The following is a 15,510-nucleotide window of genomic DNA, read 5'->3' as shown; positions in this document are numbered from 1 at the left end:
TTAGTTGATGTTTTGCTTTTGAATACAACACCAATTCTCGTTTTTCACAAGGCGTTATAGCTTTTTTTCGATAACATCTTTTAAAACTACGTTTTCTAAAGTAAGCTCTGCTACAATTTTTTTATATTGAGACAATTGCTTCTCTAGTTCCTTTAATTGAGCTAATTGATGGGCTTCCATTCCGCCATATTTACTCTTCCATTTATAAAAAGTGGGTTGACTTATTCCATGTTCACGACAAATTTCATTGACTGTTTTGCCTTGATTTTGTTCTGATAAGATCTTGACGATCTGAACTTCTGTAAAATTGCTCTGTTTCATAATTATCCCTAAGTTAATAAACTATATTTTTAAACGTTCCGTTTTTTAGGGAAGATTACACATTTAATTTTATATTTGGTAGATTATTAGAATCAGAATAATAAGAAATATATCCTAATCCATTATTTTTCATTTCAATAGCATTTATTCCATTTGATAAAGGGTAAGAGATATCAGTTACATTTGCTTCGTTAGCAGAATCTCTAACACGTAAATATACACTTTCACCAGAAGGAATACCACTTACAAACATAACGCTAGTTGTTTTTTCCGAAAAAACTATTCCTGTTGGATTTTCGTAAGCATTGTAATTTCCAATTTTGTATTCTTTATTGATAGAAGCTATTGTTTTATATGCTTTATGTTCGTTAACACGATCTATTTTTTTGTATTTATTATCTAATAAACATTGTGCTAAAGATTTAACAAAAGGAGATGTAGTAATTCCATCAATTGTTTGTTGATTTACGCCTGAATTTAATTCTGAGAATAAATCATCTTTAAAAATTGTTGAATACTTTTTCTGATCAAACTTGTTTGAATTTTTTTGATAAAATTCCATCTTGGCAACACTTGCAAAATTTCCTTTGCCATCTAAAATTTCTAATTTGATAGAAGAAGGTTTTATCTGTGATGGAAAAGATATATTTCTTACATCATTTGTTTGCGCAAAATCTTGTGTAGAAATTTCAATATAAGTAGGATCAGCTATAGTATTGTAACTAACTTTTACTTTTCCTAATAAACCATTTACTCCACCATCATTTCTTGGATAATAGATCAGATAATCTAATGGTGTGTTTCCATCAAAAGCATAAATTAATGAAATAGGGAAAGTTTTTTCAGTAGAATTGTAGTTAGAATGATAAAGCGTATTGTAATCTCCATCAAATGATTGCTCTATGTTTTCTCCTGTTTGAAAACTTGATGCTGACGAACCTGCAACTAATGGAGAAACTTTCATATCCTTATAGTTTGAGAACTCATTTGTTTGTATTACACACTCTGAAGCTATTGGAGTAATTTGATCAGACGAGTAAAACTCAACTTCCGCAGCACTCGAGAAATTTCCTAGAGCAGCATTCACTTTTATTCTAATGACTGCTGGATTGATAATTTCTTTATCAAAATCAAATTTTTTAGATGTAGAATCTCCAGCCCATGTTATAGCACTCGTAGTCGCTGTTTTGAAATTTGTTGGATCACCTTTAGTTGAATATAAAATTTCAACATTTGTCCAAATTCCATTAGTACCTGTTTGCCTTGGAAAATAGGCAAGGGATTTTATAGATTTAACTTGACTGTTGAAACTAAAATCTAATTGATCTGGGATTCCATTTTGATTCCATTTAGAATGGTACATTGTCGTTAATATACCATCTGCGCTAAAAGTAGCTTCATTACCACTTTGTGCCTCTTGTTTAGAAGTAACACTAGAAACGGGCATTTTGTATTCCTGCGCAAAAGAATCTATACCAAGTAAAATCATACTTAGTAGGAAGTAATTTTTTTTCATAAATAATTTGTGTTAATTGATATTTTGTTGTTTAGACAAGTTAATTAATACATTTTATTTATAATCAGCTAGGAACCAATTTGAAAAAAAAATAAGGAAATGTTAAGAAATAAAGAATCCCTTTCTTTAATAATACAATTAAGAAAGAGATTCTAACTATTAAAGACATAATAAATGAAAAGATTTTTACTGCTTTTTGATAATTGTATTATTATTTCCCTCAATTATTTGAGGTAATTTACCATTTTTAGATAATGCTTTACGATAATATAATGTATTTCCTTCGCCAGCTAATTCAGCAGAAGTTAATCCATTAACAGATATTGTATTATTTGTTCCCATGATTTCAACTTTGGTACAATCTCCTTTCAAATTGATCACATGTCCACTTCCGCCAACTTCTACTTTTTGTCCCTTACAATCTAACGTTAGTTTTTTATTATTTCCATCAATTTCTATCTGCGCAAAAGAAAGGTGACTAATAAATAACATCGTAACAGCACATAATAATTTATTCATTTTCATTGTGATTTCTTTTTTGGTTACTTTTTAGAAATCAAGAATCGTGCACTTTCAATTAATAAAATCTAACTTTACAAAAATTTAACAAAATGACTTTAGTTGAGCTAAAACAATTGTTTTTAGATAAATTGCAATTACTATATGATAAAGAAGAAGCTTCTCATATTTTCATGATTTATGTAGAAGATAAGTTGAATCTTGATTTATCTAGCCGAGATGAAATTGAATTAACGACTGAAATTTTATCAGATTTAGAACAATTAAAAAAAGGTCAACCTATACAACATATTACTGGAAAAGCTTTTTTCTATAACGATTTCTTTTTTGTGAATGAACATACATTAATTCCTCGTCCAGAAACGGAAGAATTGGTTGAATTAATTAGAAATGATTATGCTCAAAATCAAGATATTTCTATGATTGATTTAGGAACAGGAACAGGATGTATTCCTATTTCGTTGGCAAAATTATTTCCAAATGCAAATGTTTCAGCATTAGATATTTCTGAAAATGCATTGAAAATAGCACAATCAAATGCTGAAAATTTAAAAGTTAATATAAATTTTTATCACAATAATTTACTGGAAGACATTCAATTAAACCATAAATTTGATGTAATTATTTCAAATCCACCTTATATCCGAAATCTTGAAAAAAAAGAAATGCATCAAAATGTTTTGAATTTTGAACCTCATTTGGCGCTTTTTGTTGAAAATGATGATGCTTTAATTTTTTATGAACGAGTAATAGATTTTGCTAAAAATCATTTGAAAGAGAATGGTAAAATTTATTGTGAAATCAATCAATATTTAGGAAAAGAGACAAAACAATTATTTCAAAAATTTTATCAAAATGTAATCATTCATAAAGATATTTCTGGAAATGATCGTATGCTAAGTGCTTCTAATCAATAATTATCTATAAGAATCTTGTTTTATTTTCTGAAAAGATTTAATTTTAATTCAATAATCGTTCGCAATTTGGTATTAAAATTGTTAGAACTGATTCTATTATTAAAACAATAAAAAAAAACAACTATGAAAAAATTATTTGTATTAGTGGCAGTTGCTTCATTATCATTTGCTACTTCTTGTAAATAAGAAACTTCAAAAACAACTGAAACTAATGTAACTGTAGATTCATTAGCGAATGATTCTACGACTGTTATCAAAGAAACGACAACTACAACAACTACATTATCAGAAACTGATGCAAAAGCGAAAGTAGACGAAGCAAAAAAAGCTTTAGATGAAGCAAAAGCGAAAGGTGATAAAGCTGCAACAGAAGCTGCACAAAAAGCTTATGACGATGCTAATAAAGCGTGGATTGATGCAAAAGCTGCTGTAAATAATGCTGCGCAAGATGTAAAAGATGGAGTGAATAATACTGTAGATAAAGTAGATGCAAAAGCTAATCAAGCAAAAGAAGATATTAAAACTGTTGCAAAAGATGCAAAAGCTGATATCAATGCAGCTGCAAAAGATGTGAAAGCAGAAGCGAAAGAAGCTGGAGAAAAAGCAAAAGAAGGATATAACAATACGTTAGATAAATTAAAAGCGAAATAATTTCAAAATAATTATTGCTAACTTAGCCTTGAGAAATCTCAAGGCTATTTTTTTATGTTAAATTTTAGAGAAGCAACAAAGACAGATGCGTTATCAATTGCAAGATTGATGATGTTAGCGATGGATAAAATCGTTTATGATTTTATCGGAAAAACAGATTATGAAGAAGGAGTTTTATTCTTGAAAAAATTAATTGAACAAGAAGAAAATCAATATAGTTATCAAAATACAGTTGTTGTAGAATATGATAATCAATTTGCTGGAACAACAACTTTTTATGACGGAGGAAAATTAGAAGAACTTCGAAAACCTGTTTTAGAATTATTGAAAAATGATTATAACCAAATTATTCATCCGCAAGATGAAACACAAGCAGGTGAAATATATATTGACACAATTGCAGTTTCTGAAGATTTTAGAGGGAAAGGAATAGGTTCTAAAATATTGGATTATTTGATTGATGAAATAGGAAATAAGCAAGGCAAAACATTAGGTTTATTGGTCGATTTTACAAACCCAAATGCAAAGAAATTGTACGAAAGAAAAGGTTTTGAAGTGGTTGGGGAAAAAATGTTGATGAGCGAAAATCATGAATATATGCAGTATAAACCAAAACAATAGATAATAAAAAAAGAGCTTTTCTTAAAGCTCTTTTTTTATTTCATTACTCCTAATTGTGTTAAGATTTTTTCTTCGTACGGATCGATTGTAAATTGTTCAAATTTCACAAAATCTTTTCCATTTTTTAAGTAACCTAATTGATAATTTTGACGAATAACAGCTTGATTCTCGAAACTTTCTAAAATGGGTAATTCAGAAATTGGACCTAAAATTTGTTCGTTTTTGGTCGAAATTAAACCAAAATGCATCAAATAATTCTCTTTTGATAAGAAATATGGAAAATAAGCTAATATATCTGGACGCTCAACTTTTAGTGAAGTAGCTTCTCCAAAAGTGGCAAAATTTTGATCAACAGGTGTCAAATATTCGTATTGATAAGCTATAATCAACTGATTATTTTTATCAATCATTCCCCATTTTCCATCTTTTTCAACTCCAGCTAAACCAGCTCTAAAATCTGTACAACCATCATATTCGAATGGGATCACAACTTGATTTAATAAATCAATAAAACCCCATTTTCCATCTTTTTTTACAGCACAAATATTTTCAATAAAATCACTTGTTAAATCATATTCGAACGGAATCAAAATCTGGTTAGATTTTGTGATAATACCCCACTTATTCTCCTTTTGCGCGCTATAGGCATTAACAGTTGTGAGCACAAGTTTTTGATATTGAAAAGGAATAATTACATTTCCTTCTTTATCTATTAAACCAAATTGATTATCAATAGATATTGGTGCCAAATTGTTGCGATCGAAAACAGTTAAATCTTCAAATGTTGTTGTTTCTTTGTGAACAAAATTGTCAAACTGGTCTGTATCTTTTGGTGATATTTTAGTCATAATTCTATAATTCGACGTAAAATTAATTAATCAAAAATTAATAGTTTGTATATAAATTTTAAAATATCCAATTTTAAACACTTTTTGTAAATTAAATTCTTACTTTTGTAGGAAAGCTAAAAATATAACCTATGAATATTTTTACTAAATTATTTTTTACTGCAACTATTATAATGAGTAGTTTTGTTACAGCTCAACAAAATGGTATAAACATTATTAATTTACCGACTACGATAAATAAAGACTATTCTTTTGAAGGAGTATGGAAAATTTCGAATGATGGAAATACATCTAACTATAAAATATCTGGAGGAAAATTGACAAATTATTCAAACAAAACAAGTCAGACTTTATTTCTTGATTTATATTTTGCTCCATCAAAAACATCTGTAGATTTATATAATTTACCGAATAAAATCAATACAAACGCACAATTAGGGCAGTTAGAAGGAAATGGAACAAGTTTCAATAACGTTATTGTTACTTTTAAAGCTTCAGATCTTCAAACATTAGCACAAGGAGATTATACACCAATTTTGTTATTGAAAGAAAAAGAATCAGGTTCTATTTTGAATTATAAAGTTTTGAGTAATAAAATTTCTTTAGAATCTAATAATATTTTAATTGATAAAGTTGTAAAGAATGTAGAATTACCTCAAGTTACAGATGCTAATACTTTAGCTTCTACAAAGAATATAGACGCTACTTTATCAGATATATATACACCTGTAGAAAGTTCTTTGAATATAGCGAATGTAAATAAAAAACTAAAATTAGTTGGAGGTTGGAAGTTAGAAATTGATTTCAATTCGTTGATGGTTACAGTTGGTGGAGTTGATAATTCTATACAGAATTTAGATTATAAACCTACAAATGACTTAAAGTTAATGGTATATTTTTCAAACCAAAATATAACAGGAGTTAAAGAAATAGACGGATTTGAACTTCTAAATCTAGATGTTTCACCAATTTCTGCTTTTACTAAAATTGAAAAGCTAAATTTTACTACAAATATCACAAAATTGGTTCCCGCAGGTGAATATTATCCTATTTTAGTATTAACCGAAAAAAATGAGGAAGGAAAATATGTGATGAAATCAACGTTAAGTTTAGGTGAAAAATATATTTGGCAGTAAAATCTAAATAATATAAAAATAAAAAAGCAACGATTATTTCGTTGCTTTTTTTGTTAAATACTGTTCAAATTTCAATCCTTTTATGTTATAAGGATCAAATCCTTTGTATAAATCTTCTAATAATTGCATTACTTGAAAATAAGTAAATAATACTGAATATGAAGCTTGTTCTTGGTAAACAGGGATTTCTACTAAAAATAAAAATCGATCATATTTCGAAATCTGAACAGTATTCCCATCTTGATTCATCAAACCAATATAACTTCCGTCATAATCAGGTAGGTTATGAAAAATCTCAATAGCTTGTGATAAACTACCTTCTAAAGGTAATTCAGTTTCGACCTGTAAGTCGTCAGCGTAATTTTCAAAGAATATTTTCACAGTGCAAAAGTAAGAAATTTTAATCTATTTTAAGGAATTCCTTTTTTTTCGGGTTATAATTATTAAATTAGCATTCAAATTATGGAAAAAATGAGTTACGACATTATAGTTATTGGAAGTGGTCCTGGAGGATACGTTGCAGCAATTAGAGCAGCACAATTAGGTAAAAAAGTAGCAATCGTAGAAAAAGCTGAATTAGGTGGAATCTGCCTTAACTGGGGATGTATTCCTACAAAAGCTTTATTAAAGTCTGCTCAAGTATTCAAATACTTAAATCATGCAGAAGATTTTGGAATTAACTTACCTTCAGATATTTCATTCGAATTTGGAAATGTTGTTTCTCGTAGTAGAGGAGTGGCGGATCGTATGAGTAAGGGTGTTCAATTCTTAATGAAGAAGAACAAAATTGAAGTAATTCAAGGTGAAGCAAAAGTTTTACCAGGAAAAAAAGTAAAAGTTATTGCAGCAGATGGTTCTGTTAGTGAATTATCTTCAGAAAATATAATTATTGCAACAGGTGCACGTTCTCGTGAGTTACCAGCTTTACCACAAGATGGTAAAAAAGTAATTGGTTACCGTGGTGCATTAGCAATGGAAAAACAACCAAAATCGATGATTGTTGTAGGTTCTGGTGCGATTGGAGTTGAGTTTGCTCATTTCTACAATACATTAGGAACAGAAGTTACAATTGTAGAGTTTTTACCACGCATTGTAAATGTTGAAGATGAAGATATTTCTAAACAATTGCAATTATCTCTTAAAAAATCTGGAATCAATATCTTAACAAATGCAGAAGTTACAGGAGTTGATACAACTGGAGATTTAGTAAAAGCAACAATTAAAACTGCTAAAGGTGAAGAAATTATCGAAGCTGAAGTTGTTTTATCTGCTGTTGGTGTTGTTCCAAATACAGAAAATATCGGTCTTGAAGAAGTTGGTATTGCAACTGAAAGAGGTAAAATTGTTATCAATGATTTCTGTGAAACATCTGTAAAAGGATATTACGCAATTGGTGATGTTGTAAAAGGAGCAGATTTAGCACACTTAGCATCTGCACAAGGTATTTTATGTGTTGAGCATATTGCTGGTGAAAAAGTAGAACCAATCGACTACGGAAATATCCCAGGTTGTACATATTGTTCACCAGAAATTGCGTCTGTTGGGCTTACAGAAGCAAAAGCAAAAGAAGCAGGTTACGAAGTGAAAGTTGGTAAATTCCCATTCTCTGCAAACGGAAAAGCTGTTGCAAATGGAGCTGCTGATGGATTTGTCAAAGTAGTTTTTGATGCGAAATATGGTGAATGGTTAGGATGTCACATGATTGGTGATGGTGTTACGGAAATGATTGCGGAAGCAGTTGTTGCACGTAAATTAGAAACGACGGCACACGAAATAATGAAATCTGTACACGCTCACCCAACAATGGCGGAAGCTATTATGGAAGCGGTAGAAGATGCATATGGACATGCAATTCATATCTAAGAAATAAAAATTAGAGTTTATAGTTGAAGCAGCCTTTTGGCTGCTTTTTTAGTTTTACCAAATCGTTAATTTTTTGCGTATTGTATATTGATTTAGTTTTTTAACTATCTTTACAGAAATAATTTAAAAAAATACAATATGAAAAAATTCTATTCTTTAGTAGCAGTTGCTGCTTTATCTGCTTTTAGTGTGGCACAAGCACAAGAAGTTATCTATAATGAAACTTTTGACGTATATGCAGGACAAGGTGGAAATGATTCTAACCCTTGGTCAGGAACATTACAGCAACCAGCATTAGCAGATAAAGGTGATGGTTTAGATACAAAAACTGGTTTTACTTATGTAAAAGGATACGAAGCTTCTAAATCAGTAAAAGTAGGGACAGGTGGTGTTCAAGGTTCTGCTACAACTCCAAAATTAGATAAATTAAACGGTAATGCTGTTTTAACTTTTAGAGCTGGAGCGTGGAGTAGTGCCAATGAACAAACAACCTTAGTGGTAGAAATTATTGGTGGAGGTACTTTAAGTGCTAACCAAGTGACTATGGTTAAAGGATCTTTTACAGAATTTACATTAAATATTGTTGGAGGAACGCCTAATTCACAGATCGTATTCAAAGGTTTTCAAGCTGCTTCTTCTAGATTTTTCTTAGACGATGTAAAAGTTACAACTGAGAAATTAGGAATAGCAGATTATTCTGATGCTTCTAAAAGCTTAAAAAATACAGTTTGGGCAGATTCTGCTACATTCAGTTCAAAAGAAAATGCGACTGTTGAAATCTATAACGTAAATGGACAATTAGTAAAAACTTTTGAAGTTAAAGGAGAGAAAGCTGTAAATGTTTCTTCATTAGCAAAAGGAATTTATATTGTTAAAACAACTGTAAATGGAACTTCTACAACTTCTAAAGTTGTTAAAAAATAAGGATTATTTTATTCTTAATCTAACAAAAAAGCGATTCAGTTTACTGAATCGCTTTTATTTATTCTTTTAATTTCTGAATCTTAAAACCTGCATCTGTCACGGCTTCCACAACCTCTTCTTCATCTTCGGTTGTTGTCACAGTCAGTACTTTTCGTTCATCAGAAGTATCAACTTTCCAATTGTCTTCACCAACAGCTTCGTCCAAAAAAGGTTTTACAGATTTGATACAGCTGTCACAATTTATATTTGTTTTGAATTTCAATTCGCTCATAACTTTACAATTTAGACTCAAATTTATAAAGATTTCATAAGATTAAAAAAACGTTTAAGTAATATTTGATTTCGAAATTTAAATAAAAATCAATGAAGCGTAATCTTGATGTTGTTGTTATTTCGGATGTGCATTTGGGAACTTTTGGTTGCAAGGCTCAAGAGTTACTAGCCTATCTTCAATCCATCAATCCAAAAAAAATTATTCTAAATGGTGATATCGTAGACATTTGGAATTTTAAGAAAAGTTATTTCCCAGAAACGCATCTTCAAATTATTAGTTATTTGTTAAATCTTTCAGAACAAGGAATTCCAATCGTTTATATAACAGGAAATCATGACGAATTGTTACGTAAATTTACCACAATGCGTTTTGGAAATATTCTTTTAACGGATAAATATATGTTGAAACAAAATGATAAAGTCGCTTGGATTTTTCATGGAGATGTGTTTGATGCATCGATTCAACATTCGAAATGGATTGCGAAATTAGGTGGTTGGGGTTATGATAAATTAATTCAGTTGAATTATTTTATCAATAAATGTTTAGAGTTTTTTGGAAGAGAGCGTTATTCGTTGTCTCAAAAGATTAAAAACTCAGTTAAAAAAGCGGTGAAGCATATCAATGATTTTGAACAAACTGCTGCCGAATTAGCGATCGAAAATGAATATGATTACGTAGTATGCGGTCATATTCATCAACCAGAATTGCGAAAAGTAAAAACGGATAAGGGAACTTGTGTTTATATGAATTCGGGCGATTGGATTGAGAATTTATCGGCTTTAGAATGTGTAGACGGAAATTGGTCAGTGTTATATTTTGAAGAACACAAACATACTTTGATGCAAAATTTAGAAGAAATCGAGTTCAATTATTCGTTGGATGAACTGATTGTTTCAATTCTCAATAAGAAGTAAATGAAAATTTTATATGCATTGCAAGGGACGGGAAATGGACATTTGGCTCGTGCACAAAAAATGTTACCAATCCTCGAAGAATACGGAGATTTGGATGTTTTTGTAAGTGGCTCTAATTCACAATTACAACTCGAGAATTTTCAATTTAAACATCATAAAGGTTTGTCATTATTTTATAATCAGATGGGAAAAGTTTCGTATAAACGAATTTTTAAGGAGAATAGTTTTAAATCTTTTTGGAATGAAGTGAATAATTTTCCAATTGAAAAATATGATTTGATTATTAATGATTTTGAACCAATTACGGCGCATTCTGCTCGAAAGAAAAAGATAAATATTATTGGTTTAAGTCATCAAGCTTCGCTTTTATTTGATGAAACGCCAAAGGTGAAAAATAAAACGGGTGAGACGATTTTAAAATATTACGCACCAACGACTAAACATTATGGTTTTCATTTTGAAGAATATAATGATGCTATTTTTTTGCCAATTATTCGAGATAAAATTAGAGCCTTAAATCCGAAGCAAGAAGATTATTATTTAGTTTATTTACCAAGTTTTCATCCAACTGAGATTATTGAAAATCTTTCGTTTATTAAAGATTCAAAATGGAAAGTTTTTTCACCTTTTGTGAAAGAAGTAATACGTCAATTTAATGTTGAAATTTATCCTATTGATGAACGTCTTTTTACTAGAACTTTAGAAAATTGTAAAGGAGTTTTGTGCGGTGCTGGTTTCGAATTGCCTGCCGAAAGTATTTATCTTAAAAAGAAGCTTTTTGTGATTCCGATTAAAGGTCAATACGAACAATTATGTAATTGCGAAGCTTTAAAAATGATTGGCGTTGATTATTCATATGATTTGAATGTAGCACAATTGCAACGTTGGGTGGATTCGAATAAAATTATTGAGAAAGATTTCCCAGATCAAACCGAAGAAATCATTCAGAAAGTAATTTTAGAAGCATCCCATTAATTATTTTTCCAGAAAGCAGGCGTAAATAAAATTAAGATTGTATAAAGCTCTAATCGTCCCAAAACCATTAAAAAACAACATAATAATTTTGCACTATCCGTTAAAGAATTCATTGAAGTACCCGGACCAAATTCGCCAATTCCCGGACCTACGTTTCCTAAAGTGGAAGCAGTTAATGTTAAAGAGGCCAAAATATCTTGGAAACTCATTGTTATACCATAATTCAAAAGCGCAAACAAAATAGAACTCACAATCCATGTAAACATAAACATGACAAAGAATGCCATGACGTGGAAAACAATAGATTGGTTAAGCGAACGATTGTTATAACGAACAGGAATAATTGCGTTTGGGTGTAAAATACGCTTAAATTCGATCCAACTATTTTTTAATAAAATGACGTGTCTAATAACTGTAATTCCTCCAGATGTAGAACCTGCCGAACCTCCGATGAAGAACAAAGAGAAGAAAATAAGTGTGGTTACGGTTAACCAACTTGTGTAATCTTCCATTGCCAAAGCTGTTGTAGATGCGATAGATACAACGTGGAATAATGAACTTCTGAATGAATGTTCGAAATTAAACCACGAATAGGTTTCGACGGAATAACTAGGGTAAATATTGAAAAATAATACAACAAAAACGATAAATGTAACGACAGCAAGTAAACCAACCCACCAACGGAATTCTTCATTTTTCCATACTTTTTTGAATTGTCCTTTAATCAATAAATAAATCAATGCGAAGTTTGTTCCGCCCAAAAACATCATCACGATTAATACATATTGAATAAAAACATTGTTATTCCAATACATCAAACCTTCATTCTTAGTAGAAAAACCTGCCGTTGCAATCACACTCATCGAATGATTTGCAGCATCAAATAAATTCATTCCACCAAAATAAAGCAACATCGCAAAAAAAGCAGTTAAGCCTAAATAAACTAACCAAAGGTTTTTTGCTGTTTCTGTAATTCGAGGGTGAATTTTATCCGTATAAATTCCAGGCGCTTCTGCCATAAAAAGCTGTCGACCACCAATTCCAAGAAACGGTAAAATCGCAATCGTCAAAACGATAATCCCCATACCACCAATCCAATTGGTTGTACTTCGCCAAAATAATATACTTTTTGGGAGACTTTCTACATCATCATAAATTGATGTCCCAGTCGCTGTATAACCAGAAACGGTTTCGTAAATAATGTTGACAAAACTAAAATTTTCATTGATGATATGATCGTTTGGTAGAAATATTAACGAGGTAACATAGGGTAAACACCCCGAAAGAATCAAGAAAAGCCATCCGACACAAACCACGATATAACCTTCGCGTTTGTTGATGTGTTTTCTTCTGTCACGCGTAAAATACATCATTGCAGCTCCCGACAATCCCACTAAACTCCCCGAAACTAAAAAAGGGTAGAGTAGATGATCATTAAAATAAATGCTGACACATGTTGCAATAAACATAAAGAGCGCATTTAATAGTAATAAAACACCCGAAAGATTCAGGATTACTTTGATGTTAAGTGATTTCATTATTTAAAATATTTGGTCACTTTTGGAATTAAATTCGCTTGACTAAAAACAACGACGTGATCTTTTGGTTCGATAATGAAATCTTTTGTTGGAATAAATCCATCATTTCTGCGAACAATTCCAGCAATAATAGCACCTTCTTTAAACGGAAAATCGCTTACTTTTTTGAATGCGATTTCAGAATTTTCGTGAATACGGAATTCTAAAACTTCAGCATCTAAATCAGAAATTCCTGTTACATCCATCACAGAACCTTGTCGAATATAACGGAAAATACTATCTGCGGTTAAGAGTTTTTTATTTATAAAAGCGTTAATTCCAACTTCTTGACTAAGATGAATATAATCGATATTTTCGACCAAAGCAATTGTTTTTTTAACACCTTTTGATTTTGCTAAAAGACATGACATAATATTCGTTTCCGAACTTCCTGTCACAGCGATAAAAGCATCCGAATCAGAAATACCTTCTTCCAATAACAATTCTCCATCACGACCATCACCATTGATAATCAAAATGTTATTTAAATCATCAGCTAAATCAAAAGCTTTGTTTCTGTTGATTTCTAATAGCTTAACGTTGTGCTTATTATCTTTCAAAAGTTTGGCAACTTTGACACCAATACTTCCTCCTCCCAAAACAATTACATTTTTGAAATATTCTTGTTTCTTTCCAAGGATTTTATAAACTTCTAAAATTCCAGCTTTTTTGACAATAAAATAAACGTGATCATCTATTCTAAATTCAGTTTCGGCTTCAGGAATAATGGTTTGATACTCGCCACGTTCGTTGCTACGAATTATTGCAATTGGCATCAAAAGATTGTCTTCGCCACCTTTCGTCGTCAAATACATGTCTTTGTACTGCTTATCCAAAATTATACAATCCGCATCCAAAACAGTTCCAACCATAAAAAGCTGACCATTTGCAAACGGATGCATCGCATTGAAAGCAGATTGTTGAACCAGAGAATAAATTTCATCAGCCGCTAATTTCTCAGGGCTAATTAATGCATCAATTCCCATTCCTTGAACCCAAAATTGATTTTCTTTGTAAAGAAATTCAGGATTCGAAATTCGAGCTAATGTGCGTTTTGCTCCTAAATCTTTTGCAATCGAAGCACTTGTAAGGTTTGTGTTTTGAAGATGAGTGACCGATATAAAAATATCTGTATCATCAATTCCAACTTCTCGCAAAGCTTTGAAAGAAGTGATATCACCACGATAAGCCATTACATCTAATGAGTTTTCGATCATCAACAACTTGTCCTTGTCCATGTCCATGATGACGATGTCGTTCATTTCATTAGAAAGTAATTTAGCCAAATGAAAACCAACTTCTCCAGCACCTCCGATTAATATTTTCATGAAAGAAATTTAGGATAAAACTATTTTGACGTTTCTTTTTGTCCCATTAACATTAGAAACGATTTCAAGAATTCGTCTATATCACCGTTCATTACAGCATCTACATTACCTGTTTCAGTTCCTGTTCTGACGTCTTTTACCAATTTGTATGGATGCATCACATAATTACGAATTTGAGAACCCCATTCGATTTTCATCTTATTTGCTTCAATCTCATTACGTGCGGCCATTTTTTTCTCTAACTCAATCTTATACAATTCAGATTTTAACATCTCCATTGCACGCTCACGATTGGCTAATTGAGAACGTTCAACCTGACAAACAACCACAATTCCAGTTGGTTTGTGCGTTAACTGAACTTTTGTTTCAACCTTATTTACATTTTGTCCTCCAGCTCCTCCAGAACGAGACGTTTGTAATTCGATATCGGCAGGACTAATTTCAATCTCGATTGTATCATCCACAATTGGCGAAACATAAACCGAAACGAAACTTGTGTGACGCTTTGCATTACTATCAAAAGGCGAAATACGCACCAAACGATGTACACCATTTTCTCCTTTCAGATAACCGAAAGCAAACTCGCCATCCACTTCTAATGTTACCGTTTTTACACCCGCAACATCACCCGCTTGATAGTTTAATTCTTTTACTTTATATCCATGTTTTTCGGCCCACATCAAATACATACGCATCAACATAGAAGCCCAATCACAAGATTCTGTACCTCCAGCTCCCGCAGTAATTTGAAGAATTGCACCAAGATTATCTCCTTCTTCTGAAAGCATATTCTTGAATTCTATATCTTCTAAAAGCTTGGCAACAACATTATATTGTTCCATAACTTCTTCGTCACTAACTTCACCTTCGCGGTTAAATTCTACTAAAACTTCGACATCATTTACTGCATTTGCAATCGTTTGGTATTCATCGATCCATTTCTTTTTACCACGCAAAACTTTCATAAAAGCTTCGGCTTCTTTCGGGTTGTTCCAAAATTCAGGTGAAGCAGCATGCTCTTCTTCATTTTGAACTTCGATTTCTTTTTGTTCGATTTCCAAATATTCGTGCAAATCTTGTGTACGTTTTTGGATGTCTTTTAGTAATTCGTTGTTAAACATAATTG

General features: G+C 31.1%; 17 protein-coding genes. 8 read left to right on the top strand and 9 right to left on the bottom strand.

Features of this window, described 5'->3' with window-relative positions; translation table 11 throughout:
• Positions 1–54: 54 nt before the first annotated feature.
• The 3 genes from G0Q09_RS03630 to G0Q09_RS03620 form a co-directional block, all read right to left on the bottom strand.
• Entirely contained in the window at positions 55–321 is a 267-nt protein-coding gene (locus G0Q09_RS03630; RefSeq protein WP_038336637.1) for a transposase, read from the bottom strand.
• 55 nt (positions 322–376) lie between these two features.
• Positions 377–1,837 carry a discoidin domain-containing protein gene (locus G0Q09_RS03625; protein ID WP_219034000.1) on the bottom strand — a complete coding sequence of 487 codons (1,461 nt, stop codon included), beginning with the start codon at positions 1,835–1,837 and terminating at the stop codon, positions 377–379.
• A 186-nt stretch (positions 1,838–2,023) separates the two neighbouring features.
• Complete coding sequence (locus tag G0Q09_RS03620) at positions 2,024–2,356, bottom strand: DUF3060 domain-containing protein (protein ID WP_160279610.1); 333 nt, start codon at positions 2,354–2,356, stop codon at positions 2,024–2,026.
• Between the two features lie 92 nt (positions 2,357–2,448).
• Between G0Q09_RS03620 and prmC the strand changes: the two genes are divergently transcribed.
• The 3 genes from prmC to G0Q09_RS03605 all read left to right on the top strand — a co-directional run bounded on the left by prmC (position 2,449) and on the right by G0Q09_RS03605 (position 4,545).
• The gene (gene prmC / locus G0Q09_RS03615) at positions 2,449–3,273 is read left to right on the top strand and encodes a peptide chain release factor N(5)-glutamine methyltransferase (protein ID WP_125350425.1); all 825 of its coding nucleotides are present in this window, start codon (positions 2,449–2,451) and stop codon (positions 3,271–3,273) included.
• Positions 3,274–3,735: 462 nt separating this feature from the next.
• The gene (locus G0Q09_RS03610) at positions 3,736–3,924 is read left to right on the top strand and encodes a hypothetical protein (protein WP_219033999.1); all 189 of its coding nucleotides are present in this window, start codon (positions 3,736–3,738) and stop codon (positions 3,922–3,924) included.
• A 54-nt stretch (positions 3,925–3,978) separates the two neighbouring features.
• Positions 3,979–4,545, top strand: coding sequence for a GNAT family N-acetyltransferase (locus G0Q09_RS03605; RefSeq protein WP_219033998.1), 567 nt, complete (start codon positions 3,979–3,981; stop codon positions 4,543–4,545).
• 35 nt (positions 4,546–4,580) lie between these two features.
• On the opposite strand, the gene G0Q09_RS03600 is transcribed toward G0Q09_RS03605, so the two are convergent.
• On the bottom strand, positions 4,581–5,393 hold the full coding sequence (locus tag G0Q09_RS03600; protein ID WP_219033997.1) for a WG repeat-containing protein: 813 nt from the start codon (positions 5,391–5,393) through the stop codon (positions 4,581–4,583).
• 131 nt (positions 5,394–5,524) lie between these two features.
• On the opposite strand from G0Q09_RS03600, the gene G0Q09_RS03595 reads away from it, so the two are divergent.
• Positions 5,525–6,529: a hypothetical protein gene (locus G0Q09_RS03595; protein ID WP_219033996.1), complete on the top strand. Its 1,005-nt coding sequence runs from the start codon at positions 5,525–5,527 to the stop codon at positions 6,527–6,529.
• A 33-nt stretch (positions 6,530–6,562) separates the two neighbouring features.
• On the opposite strand, the gene G0Q09_RS03590 is transcribed toward G0Q09_RS03595, so the two are convergent.
• A complete protein-coding gene (locus G0Q09_RS03590; RefSeq protein ID WP_219033995.1) occupies positions 6,563–6,910 on the bottom strand; it encodes a hypothetical protein in 348 nt (115 codons plus the stop codon).
• Positions 6,911–7,000: 90 nt separating this feature from the next.
• Here G0Q09_RS03590 and lpdA point away from each other — a divergent pair, with 90 nt between their 5' ends.
• Both lpdA and G0Q09_RS03580 read left to right on the top strand, forming a co-directional pair.
• On the top strand, positions 7,001–8,392 hold the full coding sequence (gene lpdA / locus G0Q09_RS03585) for a dihydrolipoyl dehydrogenase (RefSeq protein WP_219033994.1): 1,392 nt from the start codon (positions 7,001–7,003) through the stop codon (positions 8,390–8,392).
• A 138-nt stretch (positions 8,393–8,530) separates the two neighbouring features.
• Positions 8,531–9,316: a T9SS-dependent surface endonuclease, AS87_RS02955 family gene (locus G0Q09_RS03580; protein ID WP_219033993.1), complete on the top strand. Its 786-nt coding sequence runs from the start codon at positions 8,531–8,533 to the stop codon at positions 9,314–9,316.
• A gap of 58 nt (positions 9,317–9,374) precedes the next feature.
• Here the strand turns inward: G0Q09_RS03580 and G0Q09_RS03575 are convergent, their stop codons facing one another.
• Complete coding sequence (locus G0Q09_RS03575; protein ID WP_115000930.1) at positions 9,375–9,587, bottom strand: hypothetical protein; 213 nt, start codon at positions 9,585–9,587, stop codon at positions 9,375–9,377.
• A gap of 92 nt (positions 9,588–9,679) precedes the next feature.
• On the opposite strand from G0Q09_RS03575, the gene G0Q09_RS03570 reads away from it, so the two are divergent.
• On the top strand, positions 9,680–10,504 hold the full coding sequence (locus tag G0Q09_RS03570; protein WP_219033992.1) for a UDP-2,3-diacylglucosamine diphosphatase: 825 nt from the start codon (positions 9,680–9,682) through the stop codon (positions 10,502–10,504).
• Entirely contained in the window at positions 10,505–11,479 is a 975-nt protein-coding gene (locus tag G0Q09_RS03565) for a glycosyltransferase family protein (protein ID WP_219033991.1), read from the top strand.
• Here the strand turns inward: G0Q09_RS03565 and G0Q09_RS03560 are convergent.
• The 3 genes from G0Q09_RS03560 to prfB are packed head-to-tail and all read right to left on the bottom strand — an operon-like array spanning position 11,476 to position 15,505.
• Entirely contained in the window at positions 11,476–13,017 is a 1,542-nt protein-coding gene (locus G0Q09_RS03560; protein WP_219033990.1) for a TrkH family potassium uptake protein, read from the bottom strand. The genes G0Q09_RS03565 and G0Q09_RS03560 overlap by 4 nt on opposite strands.
• Positions 13,017–14,384 (bottom strand): Trk system potassium transporter TrkA, encoded by a 1,368-nt coding sequence (trkA, locus tag G0Q09_RS03555; protein ID WP_219033989.1) that lies wholly within the window; start codon positions 14,382–14,384, stop codon positions 13,017–13,019. The genes G0Q09_RS03560 and trkA overlap by 1 nt, the downstream gene beginning before the upstream one ends.
• A 20-nt stretch (positions 14,385–14,404) precedes the next feature.
• Positions 14,405–15,505: a peptide chain release factor 2 gene (gene prfB / locus G0Q09_RS03550; RefSeq protein ID WP_125350433.1), complete on the bottom strand. Its 1,101-nt coding sequence runs from the start codon at positions 15,503–15,505 to the stop codon at positions 14,405–14,407.
• Positions 15,506–15,510 lie beyond the last annotated feature (5 nt).

This window comes from Empedobacter falsenii, assembly GCF_019308355.1.
Taxonomy (GTDB): Bacteria; Bacteroidota; Bacteroidia; order Flavobacteriales; family Weeksellaceae; genus Empedobacter; species Empedobacter falsenii_B.
The sequence above is the reverse complement of the archived record's forward strand: the minus strand, read 5'-3'. Positions and strand labels throughout refer to the sequence as shown.

Bases quoted from the DNA above. Each gene is read 5' to 3' on its own strand.
- G0Q09_RS03630 (WP_038336637.1), bottom strand. From the start codon at position 321: ATGAAACAGAGCAATTTTACAGAAGTTCAGATCGTCAAGATCTTATCA.
- G0Q09_RS03625 (WP_219034000.1), bottom strand. From the start codon at position 1,837: ATGAAAAAAAATTACTTCCTACTAAGTATGATTTTACTTGGTATAGAT.
- G0Q09_RS03620 (WP_160279610.1), bottom strand. From the start codon at position 2,356: ATGAATAAATTATTATGTGCTGTTACGATGTTATTTATTAGTCACCTT.
- prmC (WP_125350425.1), top strand. From the start codon at position 2,449: ATGACTTTAGTTGAGCTAAAACAATTGTTTTTAGATAAATTGCAATTA.
- G0Q09_RS03605 (WP_219033998.1), top strand. From the start codon at position 3,979: ATGTTAAATTTTAGAGAAGCAACAAAGACAGATGCGTTATCAATTGCA.
- G0Q09_RS03600 (WP_219033997.1), bottom strand. From the start codon at position 5,393: ATGACTAAAATATCACCAAAAGATACAGACCAGTTTGACAATTTTGTT.
- G0Q09_RS03595 (WP_219033996.1), top strand. From the start codon at position 5,525: ATGAATATTTTTACTAAATTATTTTTTACTGCAACTATTATAATGAGT.
- lpdA (WP_219033994.1), top strand. From the start codon at position 7,001: ATGAGTTACGACATTATAGTTATTGGAAGTGGTCCTGGAGGATACGTT.
- G0Q09_RS03580 (WP_219033993.1), top strand. From the start codon at position 8,531: ATGAAAAAATTCTATTCTTTAGTAGCAGTTGCTGCTTTATCTGCTTTT.
- G0Q09_RS03575 (WP_115000930.1), bottom strand. From the start codon at position 9,587: ATGAGCGAATTGAAATTCAAAACAAATATAAATTGTGACAGCTGTATC.
- G0Q09_RS03570 (WP_219033992.1), top strand. From the start codon at position 9,680: ATGAAGCGTAATCTTGATGTTGTTGTTATTTCGGATGTGCATTTGGGA.
- G0Q09_RS03565 (WP_219033991.1), top strand. From the start codon at position 10,505: ATGAAAATTTTATATGCATTGCAAGGGACGGGAAATGGACATTTGGCT.
- G0Q09_RS03560 (WP_219033990.1), bottom strand. From the start codon at position 13,017: ATGAAATCACTTAACATCAAAGTAATCCTGAATCTTTCGGGTGTTTTA.
- trkA (WP_219033989.1), bottom strand. From the start codon at position 14,384: ATGAAAATATTAATCGGAGGTGCTGGAGAAGTTGGTTTTCATTTGGCT.
- prfB (WP_125350433.1), bottom strand. From the start codon at position 15,505: ATGTTTAACAACGAATTACTAAAAGACATCCAAAAACGTACACAAGAT.